General features: G+C 50.5%; 23 protein-coding genes and 1 riboswitch. Of the genes, 13 read left to right on the top strand and 10 right to left on the bottom strand.

From position 1 onward, the window contains the following. Window positions 1–378 precede the first annotated feature (378 nt). From L2725_RS19245 to L2725_RS19230, 4 genes are all read left to right on the top strand, one after another. A complete protein-coding gene (locus L2725_RS19245) occupies window positions 379–951 on the top strand; it encodes a phosphopyruvate hydratase (RefSeq protein ID WP_249250445.1) in 573 nt (190 codons plus the stop codon). A 116-nt stretch (window positions 952–1067) separates the two neighbouring features. Continuing rightward, window positions 1068–1976, top strand: a complete 909-nt coding sequence (locus L2725_RS19240; RefSeq protein WP_249250444.1) for an aldo/keto reductase — start codon at window positions 1068–1070, stop codon at window positions 1974–1976. A 109-nt stretch (window positions 1977–2085) separates the two neighbouring features. Then, window positions 2086–2547: a hypothetical protein gene (locus tag L2725_RS19235; protein ID WP_249250443.1), complete on the top strand. Its 462-nt coding sequence runs from the start codon at window positions 2086–2088 to the stop codon at window positions 2545–2547. 209 nt (window positions 2548–2756) lie between these two features. Next, window positions 2757–3290, top strand: a complete 534-nt coding sequence (locus L2725_RS19230) for an acyloxyacyl hydrolase (RefSeq protein ID WP_249250442.1) — start codon at window positions 2757–2759, stop codon at window positions 3288–3290. A 17-nt stretch (window positions 3291–3307) separates the two neighbouring features. Here L2725_RS19230 and L2725_RS19225 read toward each other — a convergent pair whose 3' ends face one another. After that, a complete protein-coding gene (locus tag L2725_RS19225) occupies window positions 3308–3847 on the bottom strand; it encodes a YdcF family protein (RefSeq protein WP_249250441.1) in 540 nt (179 codons plus the stop codon). A gap of 65 nt (window positions 3848–3912) precedes the next feature. Continuing rightward, on the bottom strand, window positions 3913–4383 hold the full coding sequence (locus L2725_RS19220; protein WP_249250440.1) for a hotdog fold domain-containing protein: 471 nt from the start codon (window positions 4381–4383) through the stop codon (window positions 3913–3915). Between the two features lie 188 nt (window positions 4384–4571). On the opposite strand from L2725_RS19220, the gene L2725_RS19215 reads away from it, so the two are divergent. Continuing rightward, window positions 4572–5498, top strand: coding sequence for a polyprenyl-phosphate transporter (locus tag L2725_RS19215; protein WP_249250439.1), 927 nt, complete (start codon window positions 4572–4574; stop codon window positions 5496–5498). 263 nt (window positions 5499–5761) lie between these two features. Here L2725_RS19215 and L2725_RS19210 read toward each other — a convergent pair whose 3' ends face one another. Further along, window positions 5762–6073, bottom strand: a complete 312-nt coding sequence (locus L2725_RS19210) for a hypothetical protein (protein ID WP_249250438.1) — start codon at window positions 6071–6073, stop codon at window positions 5762–5764. 121 nt (window positions 6074–6194) lie between these two features. Between L2725_RS19210 and L2725_RS19205 the strand changes: the two genes are divergently transcribed. Beyond that, entirely contained in the window at window positions 6195–6884 is a 690-nt protein-coding gene (locus L2725_RS19205) for a DUF6882 domain-containing protein (RefSeq protein WP_249250436.1), read from the top strand. 84 nt (window positions 6885–6968) lie between these two features. On the opposite strand, the gene L2725_RS19200 is transcribed toward L2725_RS19205, so the two are convergent. From L2725_RS19200 to L2725_RS19180, 5 genes are all read right to left on the bottom strand, one after another. Then, window positions 6969–8123 carry a mandelate racemase/muconate lactonizing enzyme family protein gene (locus L2725_RS19200; RefSeq protein ID WP_249250435.1) on the bottom strand — a complete coding sequence of 385 codons (1155 nt, stop codon included), beginning with the start codon at window positions 8121–8123 and terminating at the stop codon, window positions 6969–6971. Window positions 8124–8128: 5 nt separating this feature from the next. Beyond that, the gene (locus tag L2725_RS19195; protein WP_249250433.1) at window positions 8129–9730 is read right to left on the bottom strand and encodes a BCCT family transporter; all 1602 of its coding nucleotides are present in this window, start codon (window positions 9728–9730) and stop codon (window positions 8129–8131) included. Window positions 9731–10531: 801 nt separating this feature from the next. After that, the gene (locus L2725_RS19190; protein WP_249250432.1) at window positions 10532–12115 is read right to left on the bottom strand and encodes a BCCT family transporter; all 1584 of its coding nucleotides are present in this window, start codon (window positions 12113–12115) and stop codon (window positions 10532–10534) included. Between the two features lie 247 nt (window positions 12116–12362). Further along, window positions 12363–13487: a mandelate racemase/muconate lactonizing enzyme family protein gene (locus L2725_RS19185; RefSeq protein WP_249250431.1), complete on the bottom strand. Its 1125-nt coding sequence runs from the start codon at window positions 13485–13487 to the stop codon at window positions 12363–12365. A 23-nt stretch (window positions 13488–13510) separates the two neighbouring features. Then, window positions 13511–14863, bottom strand: a complete 1353-nt coding sequence (locus L2725_RS19180) for an FAD-dependent oxidoreductase (RefSeq protein ID WP_249250430.1) — start codon at window positions 14861–14863, stop codon at window positions 13511–13513. Between the two features lie 134 nt (window positions 14864–14997). Here L2725_RS19180 and L2725_RS19175 point away from each other — a divergent pair, with 134 nt between their 5' ends. Together L2725_RS19175 and L2725_RS19170 are read left to right on the top strand one after the other, a co-directional pair. Beyond that, the gene (locus L2725_RS19175) at window positions 14998–15666 is read left to right on the top strand and encodes a GntR family transcriptional regulator (RefSeq protein ID WP_249250429.1); all 669 of its coding nucleotides are present in this window, start codon (window positions 14998–15000) and stop codon (window positions 15664–15666) included. Between the two features lie 155 nt (window positions 15667–15821). Further along, window positions 15822–16736, top strand: a complete 915-nt coding sequence (locus tag L2725_RS19170; protein ID WP_249250428.1) for a cation diffusion facilitator family transporter — start codon at window positions 15822–15824, stop codon at window positions 16734–16736. Between the two features lie 121 nt (window positions 16737–16857). Here L2725_RS19170 and L2725_RS19165 read toward each other — a convergent pair whose 3' ends face one another. After that, complete coding sequence (locus L2725_RS19165) at window positions 16858–17136, bottom strand: hypothetical protein (RefSeq protein ID WP_249250427.1); 279 nt, start codon at window positions 17134–17136, stop codon at window positions 16858–16860. A 142-nt stretch (window positions 17137–17278) separates the two neighbouring features. Between L2725_RS19165 and L2725_RS19160 the strand changes: the two genes are divergently transcribed. The 4 genes from L2725_RS19160 (at window position 17279) to L2725_RS19145 (ending at window position 22185) form a co-directional block, all read left to right on the top strand. Next, window positions 17279–18121 carry an ABC transporter substrate-binding protein gene (locus L2725_RS19160; RefSeq protein ID WP_249250426.1) on the top strand — a complete coding sequence of 281 codons (843 nt, stop codon included), beginning with the start codon at window positions 17279–17281 and terminating at the stop codon, window positions 18119–18121. Between the two features lie 139 nt (window positions 18122–18260). Beyond that, window positions 18261–18836 (top strand): hypothetical protein, encoded by a 576-nt coding sequence (locus L2725_RS19155; protein ID WP_249250424.1) that lies wholly within the window; start codon window positions 18261–18263, stop codon window positions 18834–18836. A 75-nt stretch (window positions 18837–18911) separates the two neighbouring features. Further along, a riboswitch (cobalamin riboswitch) is annotated at window positions 18912–19159 on the top strand. Window positions 19160–19272: 113 nt separating this feature from the next. Next, window positions 19273–21267 carry a TonB-dependent receptor gene (locus L2725_RS19150; RefSeq protein WP_249250422.1) on the top strand — a complete coding sequence of 665 codons (1995 nt, stop codon included), beginning with the start codon at window positions 19273–19275 and terminating at the stop codon, window positions 21265–21267. A 186-nt stretch (window positions 21268–21453) separates the two neighbouring features. Continuing rightward, window positions 21454–22185 carry an HDOD domain-containing protein gene (locus L2725_RS19145; RefSeq protein ID WP_249250421.1) on the top strand — a complete coding sequence of 244 codons (732 nt, stop codon included), beginning with the start codon at window positions 21454–21456 and terminating at the stop codon, window positions 22183–22185. Window positions 22186–22221: 36 nt separating this feature from the next. Here the strand turns inward: L2725_RS19145 and L2725_RS19140 are convergent, their stop codons facing one another. Beyond that, on the bottom strand, window positions 22222–23112 hold the full coding sequence (locus L2725_RS19140) for a LysR family transcriptional regulator (protein WP_249250420.1): 891 nt from the start codon (window positions 23110–23112) through the stop codon (window positions 22222–22224). 240 nt (window positions 23113–23352) lie between these two features. Here L2725_RS19140 and L2725_RS19135 point away from each other — a divergent pair, with 240 nt between their 5' ends. After that, on the top strand, window positions 23353–23574 hold the full coding sequence (locus tag L2725_RS19135) for a dodecin (RefSeq protein WP_115137010.1): 222 nt from the start codon (window positions 23353–23355) through the stop codon (window positions 23572–23574). The last annotated feature ends 42 nt before the right edge of the window (window positions 23575–23616 follow it).

The following is a 23616-nucleotide window of genomic DNA, read 5'->3' as shown; positions in this document are numbered from 1 at the left end:
GCGTAGTTTTATGAAGCAAGATTCTATTGGTAGGGTTGTTTCGAACAGTATCTAAATTGTGAAATTTTTTGTATCTGAGCGGGGCGTTCAGGGCGTAAAGATACTCTGATAGCAATATTGAATCTGGTGAGAATTTTACCTCCAAGAGTAAATCTTGTGCACTCTGTCTATTCGTTGATAACAGTGATTGAAAAGCCAGCCAAACTCGCCTTATTATCCGGCTGACGCGAAGGATTGTGTTGCGGACGGTTGGTTAAGTAGTTGAACTTTCTGGAAACAATTTGTTTACCTTGGGCACTTGTTCAGCCGCCGGAATCGATAATTACAAAGCAAGGCGAAACACATTCCCTGCGCTGTCAACAAGCAAGAGACCTCTGAATGACGCTCGAACTATTCACTGAAATCCTCGGCTGGACCTCAGTCGCTTTTTATATTTCCCTGACCATTTTCAACTCGATGAAATTCACCCGCTATGCCGCCTTTGGCTCTGCGGCCAACGATGTACTTTGGTCTTTTCTGATGGGATGGTGGCCCAAGGTTATCCTTAACCTGTCGGTCGCATCATTGAATACCTATCGCTATGCCAAGGATTTCACTTCAGTATCCAAAAACGTGATTCTGGCTTTGGGCGCTGTGATGGCTGCTGGGATTGGTTATATCTCCTGGGTTGCGGTAACCAACTTTCTGGCTCAGCCAACGCTGACGGTAGCGCTGCAGTTTGCCGATCTGGGTATCATACTGCTGGCACTTTATATGACGACTCTGCGCAATTATCGCATTCTGATGTTGATGTCAGGCTTTGTCGGGATGGCGGCCTACTACGGTAATACCCAGATGATGATCATCAAGGCCCTGGTTATTGGCATCATGACCTTTAAGTTGTTGTTTGATAAAACTGAAGAGCAGCAGATCCCGGTAGTGGTTAAACCGGACGAGCAGCAGCCGGCTTAATGTGAGCTGTCAATGTTCGCACCCAAAAGCACCTGAACCCAGGTGCTTTTTTGTTGGTTGAATCCCGGCTCGTGCCCCGATAGACTGCCGTTCACTAACGACTACAGGGAAGAAGCATGGAGCAGGATAAGTCAGTCGGAGATGAGCCATTAGCTCTGTCGGAGTTTATTCAGGGATACTGGCGTTTGGCACAATGGCAGATGACGCCACAGCAGCGACTCAGCTTTATTGAGCAGCACCTGGAGTTGGGGATCAGCTCTATCGACCAGGCTGATATTTATGGTGGTTACACCAGCGAGACCTTGCTGGGGGAGGCGCTGAAACTCAAGCCCTCCATAAGGCAACAGCTGCAGATTATTACCAAGTGTGGCATTAAGCTGGTGTCTGATAATGGCCCCGGATGTCAGGTTAATCACTATGACTCTGGGCGCGATCATATTCTTAAATCTGTTGATGACTCTCTCACCCGCATGGGATTGGAGCGGATTGATCTGCTGCTGATCCACCGACCTGATTTTCTGATGGATGCCGATGAGATAGCCGGGGCCTTCAGTCTGCTGAAAAGTGCAGGAAAGGTGAGTCATTTTGGTGTGTCGAACTTTACCTCTTCTCAATTCTCTTTGCTGCAGTCACGACTGGATGAGCCGTTGGCGACGAATCAGGTTGAGATTAATCCCTTTAATTTCGCCGTGACAGAAGATGGTACTTTGGATTTGTGTCAGCAACTCAGAATACGTCCTATGGCCTGGTCCTGTTTGGCAGGAGGACAGTTACTGACAGACAGCAGCGACAAGGCAAACCGTTTGAGAGCCGAGTTGCAGGCCATCGCTGAGGAGTTAAGTGCTGACTCCGTCGAGCAGGTGGTGTTTGCTTGGATCCGTATGTTGCCGTCCCGACCCAGACCAATACTGGGGAGTGGCAATATCGCCAGAGTGAAAGATGCTGTTGGGGCGTTGCAATTGCAGATGACCCGCGAGCAGTGGTACAGAGTGTGGATTGCCTCCAAAGGGCATGGTGTGCCTTAGCCTAGGGTCTGTAGACCTTTAATGGTTGAATTTTGCTCGAGATAGACACGCTTTAATCGCGACGTAAGGTGTGCCGCCTAGTGGGCCTAAGCTATCAAAAGGAAGATTGATGGAAACGGAAATTCTGTTGTTGGAACCGGGCATAGCCATTGGCAAGTTTAAGCTGATGGTATGGCTAGCGGTTACGGCTTTTGTTGTCACCTATATTGCCGGGCGTGTTATCAATAATAAAAGGGGAGGTACAGCTTCGGTACCCAAGGCGGCTTTTATCTCGGCGCTGTTTCCCCTGTTTCTGGTGTGGACCGGATATGGGACACATATGGATACCTTTTACCGGGTGACAGTGCCAGAGTCTGGGGCCTTGACGCTGGACTACGTTTACCCGGAAGGTCAGCAGAGACAAGTTATTGCCGACTATGCTGCAATCAAATGGCAGCGTGGTGCTCAGTGCAGTCTGACGATAGACTCAGAGGGTGAACGTTTAGTGAGTGTTATGACAGTGAATAAAGATGCCTGCCGTCAGGCGCAAAAAGCCATTGCTAATCAGACTAAGTCACTGAAGAGCCTTTGATACAAGCTTTACCTGGTTCTCACGGGGATTAGGTAAGTGATTGAAATAACGTTTTCATTCGGATAGTTCGAACAATACCTCCAATTTAATCTAATTTTCTAATGTTGTTTTGAAGCGTAGGCTTCGCTCTCCCGGGAAGGTAAACAGATCTGCACTCTGATGTTGCAGGTCTCTGGTTTGCCGTTTCCATGATTTGGGAGGTAGCTGAAATGAAACCCGTAAAAGTCATTGTTCTGATGCTTATTCTTATCCTGTCTTTTCCGCTGAAGGCTGCTGGGTTAGGCGTGTCGCTTGACTATATTCAGGGAGAAGGAGATGTTCAGGGCGTTAAGCTGGCTGCCCAATATCACACCGATTGGTTATCACGCCTGTCTGAGCATTTGCACCTCTACTTTGAAACCAGTGCCAACTTCTGGGAGTTCGGTGCCAATAATCGTTACGACTCAAATTTAGTGCTGAGTCTTTCCCCTGTCATTCAATACCCACTGTTTACCCTTGGCGAGCAGGAGGTACTGGCTGAGTTGGGGATAGGTATTGCACTGCTGGATGACACTACATTTGCGGGTAAGGATGTCAGCACTCACTATCAGTTTGAGGATAGATTAGGCTTGCTGACAAGGTTTGGGTCGCGGGATGAGCACAGTGTGACACTGAGGTACTTTCATTATTCCAATGCCGGGCTGGACAGTCCCAATCCGGGATTGGACTTTGTCGCTCTGTCCTACGCCTACCGTTTCAGATAAACCTGAGTCGGGCAGTATCAGGTGCGCTGTTGAAAATAGCGGGCGATATTGTCCCGTTCCCTGTTCATCACGCTGAGTTCATGGGTATGCAGTCTCTGGTATTCAGTTTCCGGCACAGGTGTTGGCGCTGAAATGTAATGCTTGTGCCAACCATCAAATAGAGCATCGAAGATCAGTTTAACTCTGGGCTGGTGGAAGTCAGATGTGACAATCAACAGTTGAGTGTTGTCAGACGTAAACTTCTCTTGAGTGGACAACCAGCTGAGTGTCAGGCTGGCATCTTCAAAGGTGAAACGGCTGTCTATGCCCGGCAGTAAAGCTCTCCGTGGTACACCCAAACGCTGTAACTCTGTTTGCGACCAGTGCCAATGGGGGTTATCTGTCTGATTGAAATGGCTGCCAAAGCCACCGGTGCACAGAATATGGGCATCAGCATATTGCTGCCGGGTGCTGAAGGTGGCGTGGCAGCGGGAGCTGGCAATTGCTGGTAGGCTGCCATCGGCATTGTTGGGGGCGCCCAGTTGGATAATCAGGGGTTGCAAAATAAAGGCCTGCATTAAGCGATTGATATGCAGGCCAGTTTAGCTGTTTTACCGGTTACAGTGTAACGCTGCTGGTGGCGTTATTTAGGCTTCTTCTCAGAGATCCACAATTTGATACTGCCTTTCACCACTACCACATCATTGCTGTCATAGGCGGTGACAGTTACATCCATATCTCCAGGCTGCCAGGCTTCAGGGGAGACTTCTGCGACACAACGGATATCGCTTCCGGCCTTGGCAGTGTAGTCCAGCGTCATACCTTTGGGGATCCAGCGCAGATGGGCGGGAATTGATGCTTCAGCCATTGCTCCCATGGCGATCTCCAGTCCGTTACAGATGGCAATGACATGCATGGTACGGATGTGGTTTTCTACCTTGCGACGCTTCTTGATGATGCATTCACAGCGGTGGGGACGCAGGTCGGTAATCAAGGGGCTGACACTGCCGAAGTAGGGCGCCATACGGCAAATGGCCAGAGAGAACAGCTTGTTGCCCATGGGCCAGCGCTGCAGCTTATGGTAAAGGGCGAGGGTTTTATTCTTCTTGGTCATGCCGGCGTCCTTTTGGCTGGTACTGGCTGTCGAAGTGCCAGTGTTATAAAAATGATCTGGTCGGATGAGTCTATCAGTGATTTTTTCTCCAAGGCAAGGGGCGAGACATTATCCGTAGATGTTTCTTCGACATCAGCTGGGTATAATCCGCCTGCGCATAAGCACAGATATTTTTATAAGGACTAACTGTGAAGTACCTGCTTACTTATTTTAAAGGCCTGGCTATGGGAGCCGCCGACGTGGTTCCCGGTGTATCCGGTGGCACCATTGCCTTTATTACCGGCATTCTGGATACCTTGCTGGACAGCATTCGCCGCATTAATCCAAGCCTTTGGGGGGGGATTCGTAAAGAGGGCATCAAAGCCGCCTTTATGCATATCAACGGCCCGTTTCTGGTGTGTCTGTTCGCCGGTATCCTGACCAGTATTGTGAGTCTGGCCAAGCTGATCACTTATCTGCTGGAGCACCACCCAATCCCCGTATGGTCCTTCTTCTTTGGCCTGATCCTTATCTCTGTGGTGCATATGCTCAAGCAGGTGAAAGGTTTTACCCTTGGTCGTCTGGGATGGTTTGTCGCCGGCGTGGCTGTGGCTTATGTGATTACCATTCTGAATCCGGTATCGGTTGAACCATCACTGCTGAATATCCTGTTTGGTGGCGCCATTGCCATTTGCGCCATGATCCTGCCAGGCATTTCTGGCAGCTTTATTCTGTTGCTGCTTGGCCTGTACGGCCCTGTGATTGGCGCGGTTAAGGCTTTTGATATGACCATTATTGCCACCTTTGCCGTGGGTGCGATTATCGGCCTGTTGACCTTCAGCCATGTGCTGTCTGCCTTGCTGCGTAACTTCCATGATGCGACTTTGGTGTTTTTGACCGGTTTGATGCTGGGTACTCTGGGTAAGATTTGGCCCTGGAAAGAGGTACTGACCTGGCGCACTAACTCCAAGGGTGAACAGGTGCCTTTGGCTGAGCAGAACCTGCTGCCATGGAACTACGAGCATGTGATGGGGCAGCCTTCTCAACTGGCGCTGGCGGTTGTGTGTTTGCTCGCTGGTATAGGTATTGTGGTGGCGCTGGAGTATTTTGGCGATAAGCTGAAAGCCGCCGAGTAATTAGTATCCCAGGTTATTGAGACGCCCTTTTGCGTAAGCAAAAGGGCGTTTTTGTTTTTATCAATAAAACGCATTTACTCTCTGGTGCACTCAGCTCCGCCGAAATTGGGGAATTGGTCGGGAAGCGATGGATGGATATTAAAGAAGCTAATCTCTCCCATCTGCTGCCAGAACGCTTTCCCTTCAGGGCTGTGAGCTGCTTTAGGCGGACACAGATGTTTGACGTTTTTGCTGATATTGGCTTCCAGAGCCTGACTGTGAGTCTAATAATCATTGGAGGCCTTAGCCAGGGCATAGAGTGTTTTGTAGGAGGTGACTTCTTCTGGGCTGAGCTGAATCGCGGCGTAGTAGAAGCCTTCGCGGCCATCAACCCCTTTGATTTTGTAACCGTACTGGGTGAATTCGGGTCTGGTTTTGAGCCATGACTCAATCTGGTCACTGACTGGATCGCTGCATGCGGTCAGCCGCCAAAATCCATTGTTTGAGCATGAGTTTGATCCTTGTGCTGTATCGACCACCCATAGTGTTGATTCCTTGCTACCGCGACAATCCAGCTTTTGGGTTAATTTACTCATAATGAGTCACCCTTCTCTATGAGGTGTGATTGCTTCACCCCATCCTTGCGAACCCTTTCAGCTTACATTCATCTTGGGAGCCGTAGCTTGCTGCAGTAAACAGGAAAATGTGAGAAAGGGAATGTTCGAGTCCATTTTGAAGTTTAATGTTTGTCGTATGTTGGCCAATCAATACGCGCTGCAGGAGTTTACTGAAAATAGCGCCTGGAGTATCAATCTGGAGCAGGGCAAGTTGTCTTTCGCCAATGGCGCCAGCTTCAGCTTTGATGTGCTTGGTAGTGAGTCATTTCAAAGTAATACCTGGGTATGGAGCTGGGCAAACAGCAGTTTGGGGTTGAGTCCCGCCGACCTCACTAAAGCTGAAGCTATCAAAGCCAGTGGTGAAGAACATGGCATGGAATTTCTGACAACACCCAGGTTCTCACTTGAATACATTAAACCTCATCATATTGCTATGGTCTGCGCATCCATGACTGGCGACCTTTGCTATTTTGTTGCCACTCACGAACATGGTGCATTGTACTTGTTGTTGCGGGGATTGCCTGCGGACATAGAGACGGCTTCAGTGGAGCGTATTATGTTGGTGATAGGGGAAGCCATTCAGGACTATCCCTTCGGCCACAAAGAGATGATTTTGCCTTTTCTGGAAAGCCAGGGGTACGCACTGAGTAAGCTGGGTGACCGTATCAATGCCGTGAAAGACGATGTCGGGCTGGCGCTTATCTTTGATGATCAGGAGCGGCTACAGAAGATTCAACGTTCAGATGACCTCCACGCTCCCACGACACCCTGGTGGAAATTCTGGGTATGAAGACTGTGTCTTTCTATTGATTACTTGAGCGGTAATAAAACAGGCACCCTTGGGTGCCTGTTTGCTGTTGGTCAGGTTAACAGATCAGAACTTACGACCCGTGGCCTTCTCTACAAACTCAAAATTCAGCTCGATTCCCAGGCCAGGCTTGTCGCTGACTTCAATGGTGCCATCGATAATCGGTGGCTCATTCAGGGTCAGGTTCTGAGTCAGGGTACCGTTCCAGAAATCCGGGTGCAGGTATTCAACATACTCAGAAATCCCCAGACAGATACCCAGATGACGGGCGGCAGCAGCCGTGATGCCGGTTTTCCAGTTGTGTGGCATCAACTGGGCATTGTGGTGCTCACAGATATCCATAATACGGATCAGTTCAGTGATACCGCCACAGCGATTGTAGTCAGACTGCACGACACTGATACCTGTCTTTTCCAACCACTCCTGTGCTTCGAAGCGAGTAGTGGACATCTCAGCACCACACAGGCGAGTGTTGATGGCGGCTGCCAGTTTGCGATGGCCTTCCAGGTCATCGTGCTGCAGCGCCGCTTCGATAAAGTACAGATCGATATCTTCCAGCTGACGGAAAGTCCAGCGAGCCTTCTGCCAGTCGGTCCAGCGGTACAGACAGTCAACCATCATGTCCATATCCCAGCCGATAATTTCGCGCAGCTCACGCAGGTAAGCCACGATTTCTTTATCAGTGACATTGTCATTCGGGATGATGCATACCTTGATGGCCTTGGCGCCGTTCTCTTTGGCTTTGGCGATCAGCGGCTTATAGGCTTCAACAATTTGGGCCAGGGTCGCACCGGCTGGCAGCGAAGGATACAGAGTGAAGTAAGGCGTCAGCGCCTTCTTCTGCTTGCCGCCCATCAGCTTGTAAGCGGGCACGCCCAATTGCTTCCCTGCCAGATCGTACAGGGCCATATCGATACCTGAGATGGCGAACATACCCAGACCACGCATGCCGATCCACTTGGTGGTATCGTACATGCGCTGGTAGTTGGCACGGAACTCCAGAGGGTCATGACCAATCACAGCTTCAGTGATGTTGTTCAGCCACTTGTGTTCATTCTCAATTTCGGCGAAGGCCTTCATCACCTCTGGTGGGCCATCGGCCTCGCCCAGACCATAAAGACCATTTTTGTCAGTCACCTTAACGATACAGGTGTTTTCACTCCAGTTAGTGGCAGCCACTTCAACCGGGATGAATTCAACGGAAGCAATATTTGCGCGCATGCTTATTAAACCTCAGATGCAACAGCGGAGTTATTTACAGCTTGAGCCGATTCTGGGGTCGCTTTAGCAGCAGGTGCTACAACAGCATTTTTCATCAGCTCAGGGTGATCCTGACGGATCCACTTCATCAGACAGACCACCATCAGAATGTTCAGCATGATCATTGGCAGGCCAACGATGATACACATGGACTTGATGGTGTCGATGCTGCCACCCATGAAGAAGGCGGCCATAGACACAGCACCAATACCCATGGCCCAAATCATACGCACAGACACGTCCGGATCGGCATCAGCATCCAGTTCTTTGGTGGTCATCATGGAGATAGATACCGCCGCTGAAGTCATGGTGGTAGACATCAGGAAGAACTCAACCACCAGGAAGATAATCAGGATGCCTGCGCCAAATGGCAGGGCGTTGATCACTTCGATTACCGCCATGGATACACCGGCTTCGTTCATCCACTCCAGCACCGGCAGTACGCCGAACAGTTCGCTGTGAACAGAGTAAGAGCCGAAAATCGCGATAAAGAAGGCACAACCGGCAGAGCCGAAGAAGATGGTGGTCAGTACCAGTTCTTTAATGGTGCGGCCTTTGGAGATACGCGCCAGGAAGATACCCATCATCACCAGGTATGCGAAATACCAGGCCCAGTAGTACATGGTCCAGGCTTGTGGGAAGCCGGATTTTTCTACTGGATCAGACCAGAAGCTGATGCGGATAAAGTCGTTCAGCATCACGCCCAGGCTGTCGAAGAAGTAAGAGAAGATAAAGGCAGTCGGGCCAACCAGCAGGATAAAGATACCCAGAGCGAATGCTGCATACACACACCAGTCTGCCAGTTTGGCTACACCTTTCTTCATACCAGCCAGCATGACCACGGCATAAAACACGATAAAAAGTACAATCAGGCCAACCTGTAGCCAGATATCGTTTGGCAGGCCGGTGACTTTCTCAATGCCTGAACCAATCAGGTCAACCGCCAGACCCATAGAGGTAGAGAAGGCGCCCAGGGTGCCGAAGATAGCGATAATGTTGATCGCATAGCCAATTGGGCCGTCGGCATTTTTCTTGCCGATTACGTCTTCCAGCAGATTGGACAGACGCAGGTTACGCTTTTTCTTTTTGTGCAGGTAGTAAGCGTAAGGTACTGCAGGCAAACAGAAAATTGCCCAACCGATAGGACCCCAATGGAACAGGGTATAGGTGATCAACCACTGGGAGGCTTCAGGGCTGCCGGCCTCGGCAAACATCGGCGGGCTTTGCATGTAGTACATAGGCTCGCCTACGGCCCAGAAAATCAGGGCCGCGCCAACACCTGCAGTAAAGATCATAAAGGCGTAGGAAGAGTAAGAGAACTCAGGCTTGTCGTCGTCAGCCCCCAGCTTGATGCTGCCGAAGCGGCTCAGGGCAATCCACAGCAGGAACACCAAAGCGCCGAAACCTGCCAACTGCAGGAACCAGCCCAAATCATTGGTGATCCATTTCATACCCGCGTGGGCGACATCTTTGGAGCCTTCCGGGAAGAACACAGCCATGGCCAGCGCCAGGAAGGTAAAGCTGATGGCGGGCCAGAACAGCTTGTGGTCGAGATTATTGAATTTCATTTTATTGAATCCCCGCTGTCAGGTGTGCTTCCTGCTGCCCGACGCGAATATTGCTCGCATTGCTTAATGTAATGCTTATTTAGTTGTTTTTTATATGGTTACATTCAAGGCTGATATTCATCTAATATATCAGTCGAGTGGTGGCTAATATATCGGTATTTAAGGAATTGGCAATTTGCACAAACAAAAATGTGATGCACAGCATTGTGCTCTTGAGTTATTGCTGGTGGTCGTGAAATTAAGTTAATTTAAAACAATGAGTTAATTGGTTTTTTGTCGGGCGCTGAAACCAGAGGGAGTAGCATGCCTGGTGGTGATCAATGTCTCGTGGTTGCTTGTTTTGTGGAGGTGGTCACTGTGCTGTTTTGCATTAAAAACACCGCTTTTGTGATCTATATCATGCAGTGTGTGGCCGGTATTAGGTGTGGCTGATTTTGGTTGTGGGCTGTTGGGGACGAATCTTGTTTTGAGCGGGCTTTATAAGCACCTGGCAGGCTGACTGTGACAGGAATCGGTCTTGGATCACTGCGCCCAGTTGAGTGTCCGTATGGACAGAGAAACGGCCCATTGGATTGTGGACTTTTTGGGGAAATCAATTCGCTTCAATATGAAAAAAGCAGATGCTTCTGAGAAGGTATCTGCTTTGGCCTGTGGGTATGGCGTGTGAAATCAATTAGTTCCAGATATAAAAAAACGGACCTCTCTGAGAAGAGGTCCGTTTGCGGGGTGTGAAATCAATTACGCCATAGGGCGGTAACTGTCACCGTCAATCTGATTTCAGTTTGTTAGCGCAAAACGTTATCAGGCTTTGGCGGCGTTATCGACGGACTGCTCGTCAGCAATACCGAGGATTTTGTCCTGCTCATTTTGGTGAGCCATGATGCTGTTGTAGTTGTTCTTCAGGTACTGCAGGGTCTTCACTGCAGCCACGAAGAAGATTGGGATAATCAGAGTCACAATCAGCACAGGGAACGACTTCATAATGTTCAGGTCAGCTTCAATCACCAGGAAGATGATTGGCAGTGCAGTCAGCAGCATACACCAGAACAGACGGAACATTGGTGATACGTTGGCTTCGTCATCCAGCTGCTTGGTTGCGATACCCGCCAGAGAGTAAGAAGTACCATCCAGAGTCGTTACAGTGAACAGAATCATGGTGATCAGGTAGATAGCAGTCAGGATCATCGGGATAGAAGTCGAACCGAATACTTCTGCCACCAGCGCCGCTGGCTTGCCTTCGTTAATCAGCTTAACGCCGTCAACCACACCGTTGTTAACCAGATCCATGGTGAAGGTACCGCAAATACCGAAGATAACGGCTGAGCCCAGAGTACCACCGATAACCAGTACCAGGATCAGGTCGCGCAGTTTCTGGCCCTGAGCAATCTTGGTGATGAACACGCCGATACCAGGAGAGTAAGAGATCCAGTTAGCCAGGAAGAATACAGTCCAGTACTGAGGGAACAGGGTAGAACCGAATGGATCTGTGCTGGTGCTCATACGGATGTAGTCGCTCAGCATGATACCGATACCGTTGGACAGGTTGTTAATCATCAGTGCAGATGGACCGATGATAAAGATCAGACCAATGAAACCGGCACAGATATAGATGGTGGCGCTGGACAGAGCTGCCATCCCTTTTTCAATACCTATGTAAGAGCTCAGGGAGAAGATCACGGCCAGACCCAAAATCACGCCCACACCCAGCATCAGGGTATCCGGAATACCGGTCAGGCTGGCGATGTTGGAAGAGATCATCGGGATACCCAGACCCAGGGTCAGGGCAGTGGCAGCCAGAGTGGTAATGATGAACAGCAGGTCGATAGCTTTCTGGGCCCAAACAGGCAGAGCATCGTTACACAGGCTGTTTACCACGCCAGACAGGCTCAGAGACTTGCTGCGCTTGAGGTAGAACACCACAGCGAAAGGCACGGCTACGATCAGGTAAGAGAACCAACCTGCGGCACCCCAGTGGAACATGTTGTACGCAGTCGCGTATTCCATGGCCATGTGCTTATCGTCGATACCGAACTGTGGATCCATGAAGTAGTAAACCGCTTCAATGAAACCCCAGTACATGGTGCTGGCGCCCATACCGGCAGACAGTGCCATGGCGAACAGCTGGAATTTGGTGAACTTTGGTTTGCAGTCACCCATACGGATATCACCGTATTTGGAGAATGCCAGATACAACAAAGCAATCGTGGCAAATACGATGTACCACAGGAAGCCGGTGCCAAGGTTGATTACGGTGAAGTCGAGCATAGTGCCCATGGTGCTTTTGACTTCAGCGGGGAAAAATACTGCGAGGATGCCCAGGAACAGGACCAGGCTGAAACTGCCCAGGGTGAGTTTCAGGTCAATGCCGGATGTGTTTAGTTTCATTGTGATGGCTACTTCTTTCTTATCATCAGAAGGATATGAAGCAGTCAATCAGGCCAGCTCGCCGCGACCTTCCTGCAGGGGTTCCGGTTCGTTGACTTCCGGAACCCCTGAGGAGGCGCTGTAGGCAGAGATCAGTCTGTTGCTGTCTTCATATCAATTTTTTGCCGACAGCCATGTCGGCGTGTTTGTCGTCATCAGATAAAGGCAGCGGTTCTCAGGTCACTGCCGATATCTTGAGTATTTGCTTTTATTCAAATACGTAAGAGGCGACAGACATTTCCTTCACTTTGTCCCAGTCCATTTCAATACCCAGACCATTTCCGGCTGGAGCGTGGACAAAACCTTCCTTGTCAGTGCGGATGGTGTTGATAGCACCCAGTTCGAAGTCTTCGTATGGGTAGAACTGCTCGAAGTACTTGCAGTTGTTGTGAGCCAGTGCCACGTGCAGGTTGGCAGCCTGAGTCAGGGTGTAACCCATTGCCTGGATTTCCAGGTTCTTGGAGAAGCCTTCAGCAATGTGGAAGCACTTGTTCAGTGGAGTAATACCACCACATACAGTGGCATCCTGACGTACGTCGGACCACATGCCCTGAGACAGAGCGTAAGTCACTTCCTGCAGCGTCAGCAGACAGTTACCGTGGCTGGAGATTTCCAGGTCAGTCTTAGCAGTCAGACGCTTGTAAGTGTTGTAGTCGTAGTCAGAAACCGGTGCTTCCAACCATTCCCAGTCGTAGCTTTCCAGACGCTTGGCCATCTTCATTGCCTGCTCTGGGGTGTAGAAGGTCGCAGTATCCAGCATAAAGCGGATGCCGGTTTTACCGTAGCGAGCCTGAACCGCATCAACCAGTGCAACGTCTTTGTCGTATACGCAGTAGCAGTGCAGTTTAATGGCAGTGAAACCGTGCTCAATGCAGTCGTCGATGTAGGGGAAGTACTCTTCCACTGTGTCGAACATAGGGGTAGAAGCGTAAGACAGCATCTTGCTGCGCGCGCCGCCCAGCAACATGTACAGAGGCATACCGGCTTTCTTACCCTTGATATCCCATGCAGCGATATCGATTGGCGACTTGGCTGGCAGACCGCCCCAGGTACAACGAGCCATCAGCCAGTCGTACAGTTCCTGAGTTGCCAGTGGGTTCTTACCCAGCAGGCCAGGCACGATAGTGCGCTGAGATTCGATGATGCAGCGGTCGAAATCGTTTTCGGTGTAGCTGATGGTTGCACCTGCACCTTCGGTACCGTCGTTACAGATCAAACGTACGATATTGTTGGTGTACAGCAGTGGCTCCTGGTTGTCCGCCCATGGGATCGGTGCTGCCAGACGGTCAGCTACTGCATAAAGTTCAACGCGTGCAATTTTCAAATCAGACATTTTCTTTACCTACTCTTCTCGCCTTACAGGGCAGAGCCATTGGCAATCATGGTTTCGCGGATATCGGCAACGTTCAGGTTGCGAATCGCGGTATTGGTTTCAATCGCTTTTACTGCAGCAACGCCGGCGGCGTGACCCAGTTCGAAGCACTGGGCAGTAACGCGGGCAGAGGCCAGAGCTTCGTGCTCGGCGCTCAGGCAGCGACCTGCAACCAGGATGTTTTCACCCACAGCCGGTACCAGAGTGCCGAATGGGATGTCGTAGAAATCGTTAAGCAGCCAGTGCAATTTTGGCTTGTTACCGTTGTGTAGCTCGATTGGCCATGGGGTGCGGCAGATACCGTCTTCGCGCTTGCGGCAGCTCACTACGTCATCGTTGGTCAGGGTTTCCACGCCTACGATAGAGCGAGTCTGACGGATACCCACTTCAACACCGGTATCGACTACGTAGCCGTCTTCGCAGCCTGGAACAAACTCGTTCAGGAATTTGGTGTAAGCACGTACCTGACGGCGACCGAATACTTCAGCTTCGGTGAAGTCAACCGGGTCAATTACGTTCAGCATGCGACCGTCCTGACCTGCCAGACGAGTGGCGTTAACCATCAGCTCGTTTGGACGAGTGGTCGGGAAAATCCAGATCTTATGACGTGGCAGGTCCCAGCCTTCCTGGTTGCACTTGAGGATGTCCTCAGTGACTTTTGGCGGACAAATGGTGTCAGTACCGAAGTAGTCCAGGTACTTGTCCATGTCCACACCGGCCATGCGGAAGAACATGGTTGGGTTCTGGATACGGCCTTCATCACCGAAGTAAGTTTCCATTCCAGCGCGTGCGATAACCGCCGCATCACCGGAAGCATCGATGATGATTTTGGCCAGAATCACGCTCTGACCGGCGTTGGATTCGATAACAACGCCTTTGAAGGTGTTGCCGTCCATGATCACGCCGCTTACCGCAGTGTGATACAGGATGTTTACGCCAACTGCAGTCAGCATGTCGTCGGCCACTTCACGCCATACCAGCGGATCGTGAGTAACTGTGTAGGTTTTACCGTAACGCTGAGGCTCAGTTACGCCGTTACGCTCGGCCAGCGCCTGACGGAAACGCTCAGTAAAACCGAAAACAACCTGCTCAGGCTGAGCATCAGCGTCATCGGAAGCCATGTACATACCACAAATGGTACCGGACAGACCTGCTACTGCGGCGCCGCCACAGAAACCGTACTTTTCAATCAGGTAGGTAGACTTACCGCTTGCTGCTGCAGTCTCGGCAGCAGCTACACCAGCTGGGCCGCCACCGGCAACCAGCACGTCGATGTCTGCCAGCACCGGCAGATCTGGCATCTGCTCATAACGGCGGATGATTTTCCAGTTGTTCATAATAGCTCCAATATACGGCTGATATTCATCTGATATATCAGTTGTGTGGCGCTAATATATTCCTGTAAAATACGCAGTACAAATTAGCCTTGTCTGAAATGTGACGGGGATCCCATCAAGGACTTAATAACGCCATGAACGTTATCAATGATGCGGCGAACAAATCTGAGTTCGCCTACGACAAACTGGAAAAGATGATTACCTTCAGGGAGCTGAAGCCGGGTTCCATGGTCAGCGAGAAGCAATTGGCTGATTCGCTGGAGCTGGGTCGCACGCCCGTACGGGAAGCGCTGCAACGTCTCTCTTACGAGCGCATGGTGGAGATCCATCCGCGCCGTGGCATCCTTATTCCGCAAATTTCCCTTGAGTGTCAGCTGAAGATTCTGGAAGTGCGCCGTGATATCGAGGCACTGTGTGCCCGCTTTGCCGCCGACCGGGTCAGCCCCTCTCAGAAAAGTCGGATGACAGCACTGGCCAACGAGTTGGAAGCCTGCGCCGATAAACAGGATGACCTCTTGTATGCCGATCTGCTGAAAGAGATCCACATTCTTTTGGTGCAGGCCGCCAATAACGAATATCTGCAGCTGGCGATGGCGCCGTTACAGGGGCTTTCCCGTCGTTTCTGGTTTGCCTATAAGAACGAAACTAATGATCTGGCGGAGGCAGCCCATCTGCACGCCGCCACGCTGCGCCGTATTGTTGAGGGTGACCCGGAAGGTGCAGTACAGGCATCCCATGATCTGAACGATTACCTGAGCAAGATGGCCCACGCCACTATTAACCAGGGTGCACGGGTTAACTAATTCATTGAATTAGAGACTGCTTATTTGAAATCCTCCGGGTTTTTTGGCTAGTCTGAAAGAGACTGTCGTTTCAATAATTTGTCATTGAAACGTCTTATTCTTGAGTTCGTTGTCGGCTTTGAGTTGACAACGACAGACTGCAAAAAGGAGGATTTATGGCTTCTTGCCGTAAAAGCAGTAGTGAGCAGCTGGCGCTGCGAATTTCACTGGCCGGTACTGTATTGATGGCCGCCAGTGGTCTCGGAATGGGCTTTTATGTTAATTCCGATGCCATCTTACTCGATGGACTATTTTCCCTGCTCAGTATGGGCATGACAGGTCTGACCCTGTATACGGCTCATCTGGTATCCCGCCCGGACGATGATGTTTTTCAGTTCGGCTACTCTCATCTTGAACCCCTGATCTCGGTCGTTAACGGCCTCATCATTCTTGCTGTCTGTGGCTTTGCCCTGTACGGCGGTATCAGTGCCATGGCATCTGGCGGCACTCAAATCAATCTGGATATGGCGCTGACCTATGCCGCAGTATCGACCCTGTTCAGCTTCTCTATCTATTTTGCCGAGCGACATATCGCCCGTGAAGTGGACTCGGAGTTGGTGCGGGTTGACTCACAGGAGTGGCTGGTCGACGGCATTCTCAGTACAACAATATTATTCGGCTTTTTGCTGGTGTTGCTGCTTGATGAGCTTGGTTATAATCAGTGGAACGCTTATGTGGACCCGATTTTGGTGTCCAGTCTGGCTATTGCTGCCGCCATGCTGCCGCTGCAGGTACTCAGACGTAATCTGAAAGAAGTGCTGTTGATGGCACCGGACAACCGGGTGCGTCAGCGGGTGGAATATACGCTGGCCAATATTGCCCGCAGTCAGGAGTTTGCCGATTACTCCTGTCATTTCAGTAAGTCAGGTCGTCAGTATGATCTGGAAATCAATATTCTGGTGGAGGATAGCCACGACTGGCCGCTGGAGCGTCAGGACAGGATCCGCGAGATGATTCACCGACGCCTGGTCAGGCCCCTGGGTGACACCTGGTTGTCAGTGTCTTTTACCTCCAATGCCAAGTGGTTGTAATCAGAGATAAATAAAGAGTACCGGAGAGGTTGGTCTCCGGTACCGAAATCTGCGGTGACTCATTAGGTCCTGGTTGCCTTAAGCTCAGTTATGTTCCTGCTAGAGAAGAGCTGAGGTGAGTTCAGTCCTGATTCGACAGATGAAACAGCAACACGGGTGCGAGCTCATCCAGCAAGACTTTCACTGCGTCATCTTCCAGCCTTAATGCTACCCAGCCGTCTGTGCCCATCATCTCCAATTGGCTGATTGACTCCAGCACAGGGCTGCCAGTTGCGGCCTGAGGTTGCCACTTACCGCTGACCTTAAAGATACCTCTGTGGGTATGAATTCGACTTATCTCAAATGCGGCCATGGTGCCTCCGACCTGGTTCTCTTTTCCTGTTTGCCCTTCGAACAGCATCACAAAACCGGAATGTAATCAGTGATTCACTGAAATAATGGCCTGTTGTCTGCTTGGTTGCCAGCGAATGGTGAAAATGAATCCTTAACTTGGACATTTTTGCCTTTGATCGCTAATTAAGGACAAAAAGAGGCAACACCCTATGAAGTATTCTGTATTGACCATTGCACTGCTGGCATTTACTGGCGTGACACAAGCCGCCGATTGCAAGGCTGTATTCGGTGATGGCAAACAGGAATTTATTCTGGCCACCGGTAGCCCAGGGGAACTGGGTCTGTTGGAAGAGCTGGCCGATGCATTCAATAAAGACCATAACAGCCGTATGTGCTGGGTTAAAGCGGGCAGCGGCAAGTCATTGTCTTTGCTCAAGGCCGGTAAAGTGGATATGGCCATGGTGCACGCACCGGCTGCCGAGAAGCAGGCGGTAAAAGATGGTTGGGCAGCCCAGCGTACCCTGATTGGCTCCAATGAGTTCTACCTGGTTGGCCCTGCGGCAGATAAGGGCAAGGTAAAAGGTACTGAGTCTGTGGCTCAGGCGTATCGCAACATAGCCAATAACCAAGCCCTGTTCTACACCCGTGCCGATAACTCAGGCACTCACAAAAAAGAGCTGTCTATCTGGCAAAGTGCCGATATTAAGCCTGCCGGCGATTGGTATCAGCAAACCAATGACTTTATGCGGGCATCACTGAAAAAGGCCAATGCCAATGGCGGCTACTTTATGACCGACAGCTCTACCTGGGTGGCGACCGCCAGGCAACTGCCTGATCTGACCATTTTGTTCAAAGGTGATCCTGTACTTATCAATACCTATCACGCTCTGCGGGGGGCTGACTTGAATGATCAGGGTGTCGCATTGTCCAAGACCTTTATTGAGTTTGTGGCCTCCAAACAGGGTCAACAGATTATTACTGAGTACGGCGTAAAAGAGCATGGTCAGGCTATGTATGACAATGCCGTAGTGGCCTCCAAATACGAGGGGTAATGAGTGTTAAGGGGGCCTGACGACCCCCTTTTATTATTGAAACATAAGCTCATTTGAAATTGCTTGATAAAAGGAAGTAGACTCGTTTACAAATTATTAACTCAGCACGGATGCTGGGATAAAAAATGTGAGGATAACGATGAAGGTCAAGCTTTTGGCCGCTGCAGCTTCTCTGGCTTTGCTGCCTGGGATAGCTATGGCAGATGACTCAGCTGAAATATACGGTCAGAGCCTGACGGTAAGCTTGCCGCTCGACTGGAAAAAGGTGCATGACAGGGAGTTGGGGGGCATGCATTCTGTTGAGTTCGTACCCGAAGGGCAGACTATGGCTGAGTGGCAGGAGATCATCTGTTTGCAAGGGTTTGAGGGGATGGCATCCCGGGTAGATGTGTCTGAGTTCCTCGATGCGTTTGCTGCCAGATATCAGGAATCATGTCAGGGAGACTGGACCTTCGACTCCTTTGGAGAGATGACTGAGGCGCAGGGGGTACACGCTGTCATAGGTTGCAGCCGTATTACCAACCAGCACAGCACTGGCGGCAAATCCAAATACTTGGCAGAAATGGGGTATTTTCAGGTATTGGCTGGCCCAAGAGATCTCTATCTGCTGCACAGGTCCTCCCGCGGCCCTGATTATCAATCCATGAAACGGGAATACAGCGATTACACCAGCCATAAGCTCTCTTCTCTCAAACTCACTCCGACCAGCAATTAGACATTCATACGTATAGACGGCTATAATGCGGGCGCTTATTGGCTACTGTGGTAGCCTGATGCCTGCTGTAAGGTATAAGCCGTCAACTCTTCTGGTGCCCGGAACTTGATTGGTTTGGGATAATCGGGAAGCCGGTGCAATGGTGTTTACTCGCTGAACAAGTAAAGGCCGTGAGTCCGGCACTGCCTCCGCAACGGTGAATGGTGAGAGACAGGTGCGCTCTGTTGAGTGTTATAAAAGTCTGTACTCGTGCGACGCTTGAATAAGCTTAAGTGCTTTCGCAGATCCTCAGTCCGGAGACCGGCCAGCTGGGTGACTTTGGGATTTCGGAGGGCAGATCCCTGAGTGCGACAATCCGGGATCTGGTGCCAGCAGGCGCTGTTTCAGGGAGGACGTGACATTTTGCCCCATTTTCTTTTTTAGAGGTAAAAGGTAAATGGGTAGATTCAATTCCGTAAAAAACTATTCTTCCAACACGGGTTCTTACAAAGCTAATTCTGTGGCAGCTGCCGTATTGGTGAGCTTACTGGGCTCTGTACCTGCAGCGTTTGCCGACGACATTGAGCATATGCTGGTACTGGGTCGTGCCGGTGAAGATGCACTGAATATGGCGGCCGACGTGACAGTTATCGATGCGGCTGACATTGCTCAAAGTGGTGTCACCAATGTCACCGAAGCACTGCGTAATATCAGTGGTATTCAAGTCTCTGACAATAACACCAATGCCGTGTTTGCCATGCGTGGTTTCTCTTCCGGTCAGGCCGCGAATAATACGCTTATCCTGGTCGATGGCCGCCGCCTTAATAATATCGATATTGCCGCCCCCAGCCTGAATGCGATTCCCCTGAATATGATTGAGCGGGTAGAGATACTGAATGGTAGCGCCGGTGTGCTTTATGGCGATCAGGCTGTCGGTGGTGTAATTAACATTATCACCCGGGTACCGGGTCGTGATGGCGGCTCATTGAGTGTTTCCGGCGGCAGCTTTGATACTGGTGAAGCCAAAGGTGATCTGGCCGGTCAGTTTGCTGGTAACTGGCACTACTATCTGTCGGGCAACTATAAAAAATCAGATAACTATCGTGACAACAATGCCAGCGAAACCGGCGCCGTGCTGGGACGTCTGGGCTACCGCGATGACACTACTGACTTCTACGTCGAAACCAGCTACTACGACAACTATGTTGAAACGCCGGGTGGTCTGACGGCGAGCGAATACGCAGCAGATCCACGTCAGAGCAACCCCACTTTTGCCAATGACTATCAACATGATGTCACTAAAGCTGCCCGTGCTGGCGTGTCTCAGCAGATAAATGACAACTGGCTGCTGTCTGCCGATGCCAACTACAGTGATACCCAGGTGACTTCTGTCAGCTGGGGATGGCCGGGGCGTAATGACCGCAATCAGTTTATGTTTTCACCTAAAGCTGTTGCGACTTATCCGACTTCCGCCGGTGACCTGTCGATTGTTATGGGTGCTGATATCAGCCGTGGTGAATCAGAGTTCGATTTTGGTCGCAGTAACACCCAGACCCAGTTAAGTGGTTATGTGCAGGCGACCGTACCTTTGACTGCAGAGCTGAGCTATGTGGTGGGTGGCCGCTACGCTGATGTTAAAGATGATTTGACTGATGCCTCTGTTTTCCCTCAGGGAACTGAACTCAATCAGGATGCTAAAGCATTCGAATTAGGTCTGAACTACCAATTTAATGATGCCAATAAGTTTTACCTGCGCGCCGAAGATAACTTCCGCTTTGCCAAGGTAGATGAGCAGGCTTATACACCGCCAAGCGTGGTGGGTCTAAAGCCACAGACAGGGCGTTCCTACGAAGCGGGCTGGCGTTACAGCGACAATAAGCTGCAATCCTGGATAAACCTGTACCGATTGGAGCTTGAGGATGAAATTATCTTCGACCCGACAGCGCAAAAGCCTGAGGGCGGCAGTTTTAATGGTGCCAATATCAATGCTGAGGCGTCCCGTCGCCACGGTTTGGGCCTTGGTCTGGATTGGCAGGTATTAAGTGCACTGCAACTTGGCGGTGAACTTCAGTTTGTGGATGCGGAATTTACCGAAGGAGCCAACAAGGGGAAGCAGTTGTCCTGGGTTGCCCGTGAGTCAGGTCGTATCTATGCCAGCTGGGATATCAATGACCAGTGGCAACTTTATTCGGACGTGGCCTACACAGGAAAGCGTTATGAAGAAGGTGATAACGCGAATATCGCGCCTGAACTGGCCTCTTACACTCTGGTGAATATGGCATTGAACTACAGAGTCAGTGATTGGCAGGCCAGCGTTCGGGTAGACAATCTGCTGGATAAAGACTACGTCAGTGCGGCCTATTATGCCGAGTCGTTCCCTGGATATGAGCCCGCAAAATATTATGTTGGTAATGGTCGAAATATCAGGCTGACATTGAGCTATAGTTTCTGAGAGTGATTCAGACCAAGGTGAAATATGCTTGGTAGCGATAGCCGACACTCAGGTGTCGGCTTTTTCATATCAAGAACTTGGTGTGATATTAATCTCAATGAAGAAATGTTATCCTGTCGCGAACAGGCAAGGGATCTTGCCTTTAGCCCTTGATAATGAAAATGAATTTCAGGTTCAGACTAACCGATGACAGAGCTAGAGCAGCAGGTATTGACCCGTATTCGGGCTATTATGGCCAACGAAGAACAGGTGATTGGCCGACGGGGGGTATTGTTGCCCCTGAAACAGGCGATCATCAGTGATGGTGATATTCGTGTCGTGATTGACATTGTCGCCGGCGATCCCGCGCTGTCAGCTCACCTGCTTTGGCGAAGCAGTTGCGCCCACGGCAGTGGCTCAAGCAGTAAAAACCGCTCCCTCAAAGAAGCCCTGGTTCGGCTTGGGCAGGTCAATATTTACCGCTATGCCTTCACCTATTACCTCAAAGAAAGATTGGATGAGTTGCCTGAACCCTATCGCAAGTTGGTGCATGGCTACTGGCATCTGACCGAGGGCATTGCCCACGCAGCCGTAGATTATCTGGCTGAGCTGGAAGATTGCAAAACGGATCCTGATGAGCTGCACACCCTGGCGCTGTTCAGCGTTTACGGACAGATTATTGCGTTAACTGCTTTTGCTCACATGAATGCAGATCTGGAAGAGTCCTATTCCTTAGGGGTGATGAAGTCGCTGATCGATACTCAGCAGCAGACGCTGTCTGTTGAAGCTTTTACCGCATTGAATATGGACCCTGAATTAAGTCGGGAATTTTTGGTGGCACACAATATTGAAAGTACTGACTGGGAAGAGTCTCCCGGTATGCTGCTGAGGGCGGTGTTAGCCAAAAAAGGCTTGCTGTTAAACCCTTTGACTGCATAATAAGGCCCGGAATTTCCGGGCCTTTGTTGTATAGGGTCAACGATTTTTCTGGTGGTCGTTAAGGAGTGTCAGCAGACTTTGGATCAGGCTGGCATTGGTCGCACTACGATGATAAGCACCAAACATGGGGCGCATCATACCTTCCTGTCCCAATCTTACTGTTTTCAGGCTCAGCCCCTGAGCTTCAGACACCGACCAGCTTGGCAGAGCTGCAATCCCTTCCTGACAGGCAATACGCTGTAGCAGCATCATGGTCAGATCACAGGTCTTCTGCTCCCCGGGCAGAACGCCGGCAGGCTCCAGGAAGTGACGGTAAATATCCAGTCTTTCCAGTTTTACCGGATAGCTCAGCAGTGGCTGTCCGGCCAGATCCTGTGGTGTAACAAAGGGCTTTTCAGCCAGCGGATGATCGCTGGAGACAACCAACTTCATTTCGTAATCAAACAGGTGTTGATAGGCAATTCTGTGACTGGGAGCCGGGTCCGGTGTCAGTACCAGGTCCAGCTCTTCATTTTCCAAAGCATGAATTGCGTTAAACAGGTGACGGCTGGAAAGGTTAAGCTCGGCCCCCGGATGACGTTGGCGAAATTGTTCCATCACAGGCATTAGCCAGCGTACACATGAGTGGCACTCTATCGCGACTGTGAGCTGCTGGCGCTGTGTGGGGACACCTCGTTTCAGCACCTGCTCTATCTCTGTGACCCGTGGCAAAATCTCTTCAGCCAATTGAACCAATCGAATACCTTCCTGGGTAAAGGACAAAGGTTTGCTCTTGCGGATAAAAATGGGGGAATTGATTCGGGTCTCCAGCTCTTTAATCTGGTGCGACAGGGCTGACTGAGTCACAAAACGTTTCTTCGCCGCAGCCGCCAGACTGCCACTTTCTTTCAGTGCCACCAGAGTGCGCAGGTGCCTCAATTCAATCATCTTGCCTCCACCTCATTGAATTATCCTCAGTGCTTCAATTCACGGATTGGGTATCCATAGCAAGCAGGCTAACACAATAAACTTCTAGACGTCTAGATGCCCATTGTTCGCGTGGCAGAAATATTGTTTTGTGTAATTGACATTGTCCGGGGAGGGTTGATGCTTGATGGGGTAACTCCGGCTTGACCTCAGCGAGTCCGGGCGCTACTCATAGTAGGGTGTTGACCAATGGAGAGCGCCATGAGTCATGTATATAAAATCATTGAGCTGACCGGCTCATCCCCCATTAGCAGTGACGATGCAATACGTAATGCCATCGAGGCTGCCAGCCAGTCGTTACAGCATTTACGTTGGTTTGAGGTGATGGAAACCCGTGGCCACCTTGAGGCAGGGGTGATTGCGCACTGGCAGGTGACCATCAAGGTAGGCTTTACTCTTGATCAGGATATGAAAGAAAGCTGACAGCAGGTTAGACAGTATTCTGATCCAAGGGTATATGGCAGG

This window comes from Shewanella corallii (genome assembly GCF_023349125.1).
GTDB classification, from domain to species: domain Bacteria; phylum Pseudomonadota; class Gammaproteobacteria; order Enterobacterales; family Shewanellaceae; genus Shewanella; species Shewanella corallii.
This window is presented reverse-complemented; position numbering and strand designations above follow the sequence as displayed.

Excerpts from the sequence above, each read along its gene's own strand:
- L2725_RS19210 (WP_249250438.1), bottom strand. The coding sequence starts at position 6,073 with ATGAGTAAATTAACCCAAAAGCTGGATTGTCGCGGTAGCAAGGAATCA.
- L2725_RS19175 (WP_249250429.1), top strand. The coding sequence starts at position 14,998 with ATGAACGTTATCAATGATGCGGCGAACAAATCTGAGTTCGCCTACGAC.
- L2725_RS19145 (WP_249250421.1), top strand. The coding sequence starts at position 21,454 with ATGACAGAGCTAGAGCAGCAGGTATTGACCCGTATTCGGGCTATTATG.
- L2725_RS19135 (WP_115137010.1), top strand. The coding sequence starts at position 23,353 with ATGAGTCATGTATATAAAATCATTGAGCTGACCGGCTCATCCCCCATT.
- L2725_RS19240 (WP_249250444.1), top strand. The coding sequence starts at position 1,068 with ATGGAGCAGGATAAGTCAGTCGGAGATGAGCCATTAGCTCTGTCGGAG.
- L2725_RS19155 (WP_249250424.1), top strand. The coding sequence starts at position 18,261 with ATGAAGGTCAAGCTTTTGGCCGCTGCAGCTTCTCTGGCTTTGCTGCCT.
- L2725_RS19170 (WP_249250428.1), top strand. The coding sequence starts at position 15,822 with ATGGCTTCTTGCCGTAAAAGCAGTAGTGAGCAGCTGGCGCTGCGAATT.
- L2725_RS19200 (WP_249250435.1), bottom strand. The coding sequence starts at position 8,123 with ATGCGCGCAAATATTGCTTCCGTTGAATTCATCCCGGTTGAAGTGGCT.
- L2725_RS19190 (WP_249250432.1), bottom strand. The coding sequence starts at position 12,115 with ATGAAACTAAACACATCCGGCATTGACCTGAAACTCACCCTGGGCAGT.
- L2725_RS19225 (WP_249250441.1), bottom strand. The coding sequence starts at position 3,847 with ATGCAGGCCTTTATTTTGCAACCCCTGATTATCCAACTGGGCGCCCCC.
- L2725_RS19140 (WP_249250420.1), bottom strand. The coding sequence starts at position 23,112 with ATGATTGAATTGAGGCACCTGCGCACTCTGGTGGCACTGAAAGAAAGT.
- L2725_RS19180 (WP_249250430.1), bottom strand. The coding sequence starts at position 14,863 with ATGAACAACTGGAAAATCATCCGCCGTTATGAGCAGATGCCAGATCTG.
- L2725_RS19205 (WP_249250436.1), top strand. The coding sequence starts at position 6,195 with ATGTTCGAGTCCATTTTGAAGTTTAATGTTTGTCGTATGTTGGCCAAT.
- L2725_RS19220 (WP_249250440.1), bottom strand. The coding sequence starts at position 4,383 with ATGACCAAGAAGAATAAAACCCTCGCCCTTTACCATAAGCTGCAGCGC.
- L2725_RS19245 (WP_249250445.1), top strand. The coding sequence starts at position 379 with ATGACGCTCGAACTATTCACTGAAATCCTCGGCTGGACCTCAGTCGCT.
- L2725_RS19160 (WP_249250426.1), top strand. The coding sequence starts at position 17,279 with ATGAAGTATTCTGTATTGACCATTGCACTGCTGGCATTTACTGGCGTG.
- L2725_RS19195 (WP_249250433.1), bottom strand. The coding sequence starts at position 9,730 with ATGAAATTCAATAATCTCGACCACAAGCTGTTCTGGCCCGCCATCAGC.
- L2725_RS19185 (WP_249250431.1), bottom strand. The coding sequence starts at position 13,487 with ATGTCTGATTTGAAAATTGCACGCGTTGAACTTTATGCAGTAGCTGAC.
- L2725_RS19235 (WP_249250443.1), top strand. The coding sequence starts at position 2,086 with ATGGAAACGGAAATTCTGTTGTTGGAACCGGGCATAGCCATTGGCAAG.
- L2725_RS19165 (WP_249250427.1), bottom strand. The coding sequence starts at position 17,136 with ATGCTGTTCGAAGGGCAAACAGGAAAAGAGAACCAGGTCGGAGGCACC.
- L2725_RS19230 (WP_249250442.1), top strand. The coding sequence starts at position 2,757 with ATGAAACCCGTAAAAGTCATTGTTCTGATGCTTATTCTTATCCTGTCT.
- L2725_RS19150 (WP_249250422.1), top strand. The coding sequence starts at position 19,273 with ATGGGTAGATTCAATTCCGTAAAAAACTATTCTTCCAACACGGGTTCT.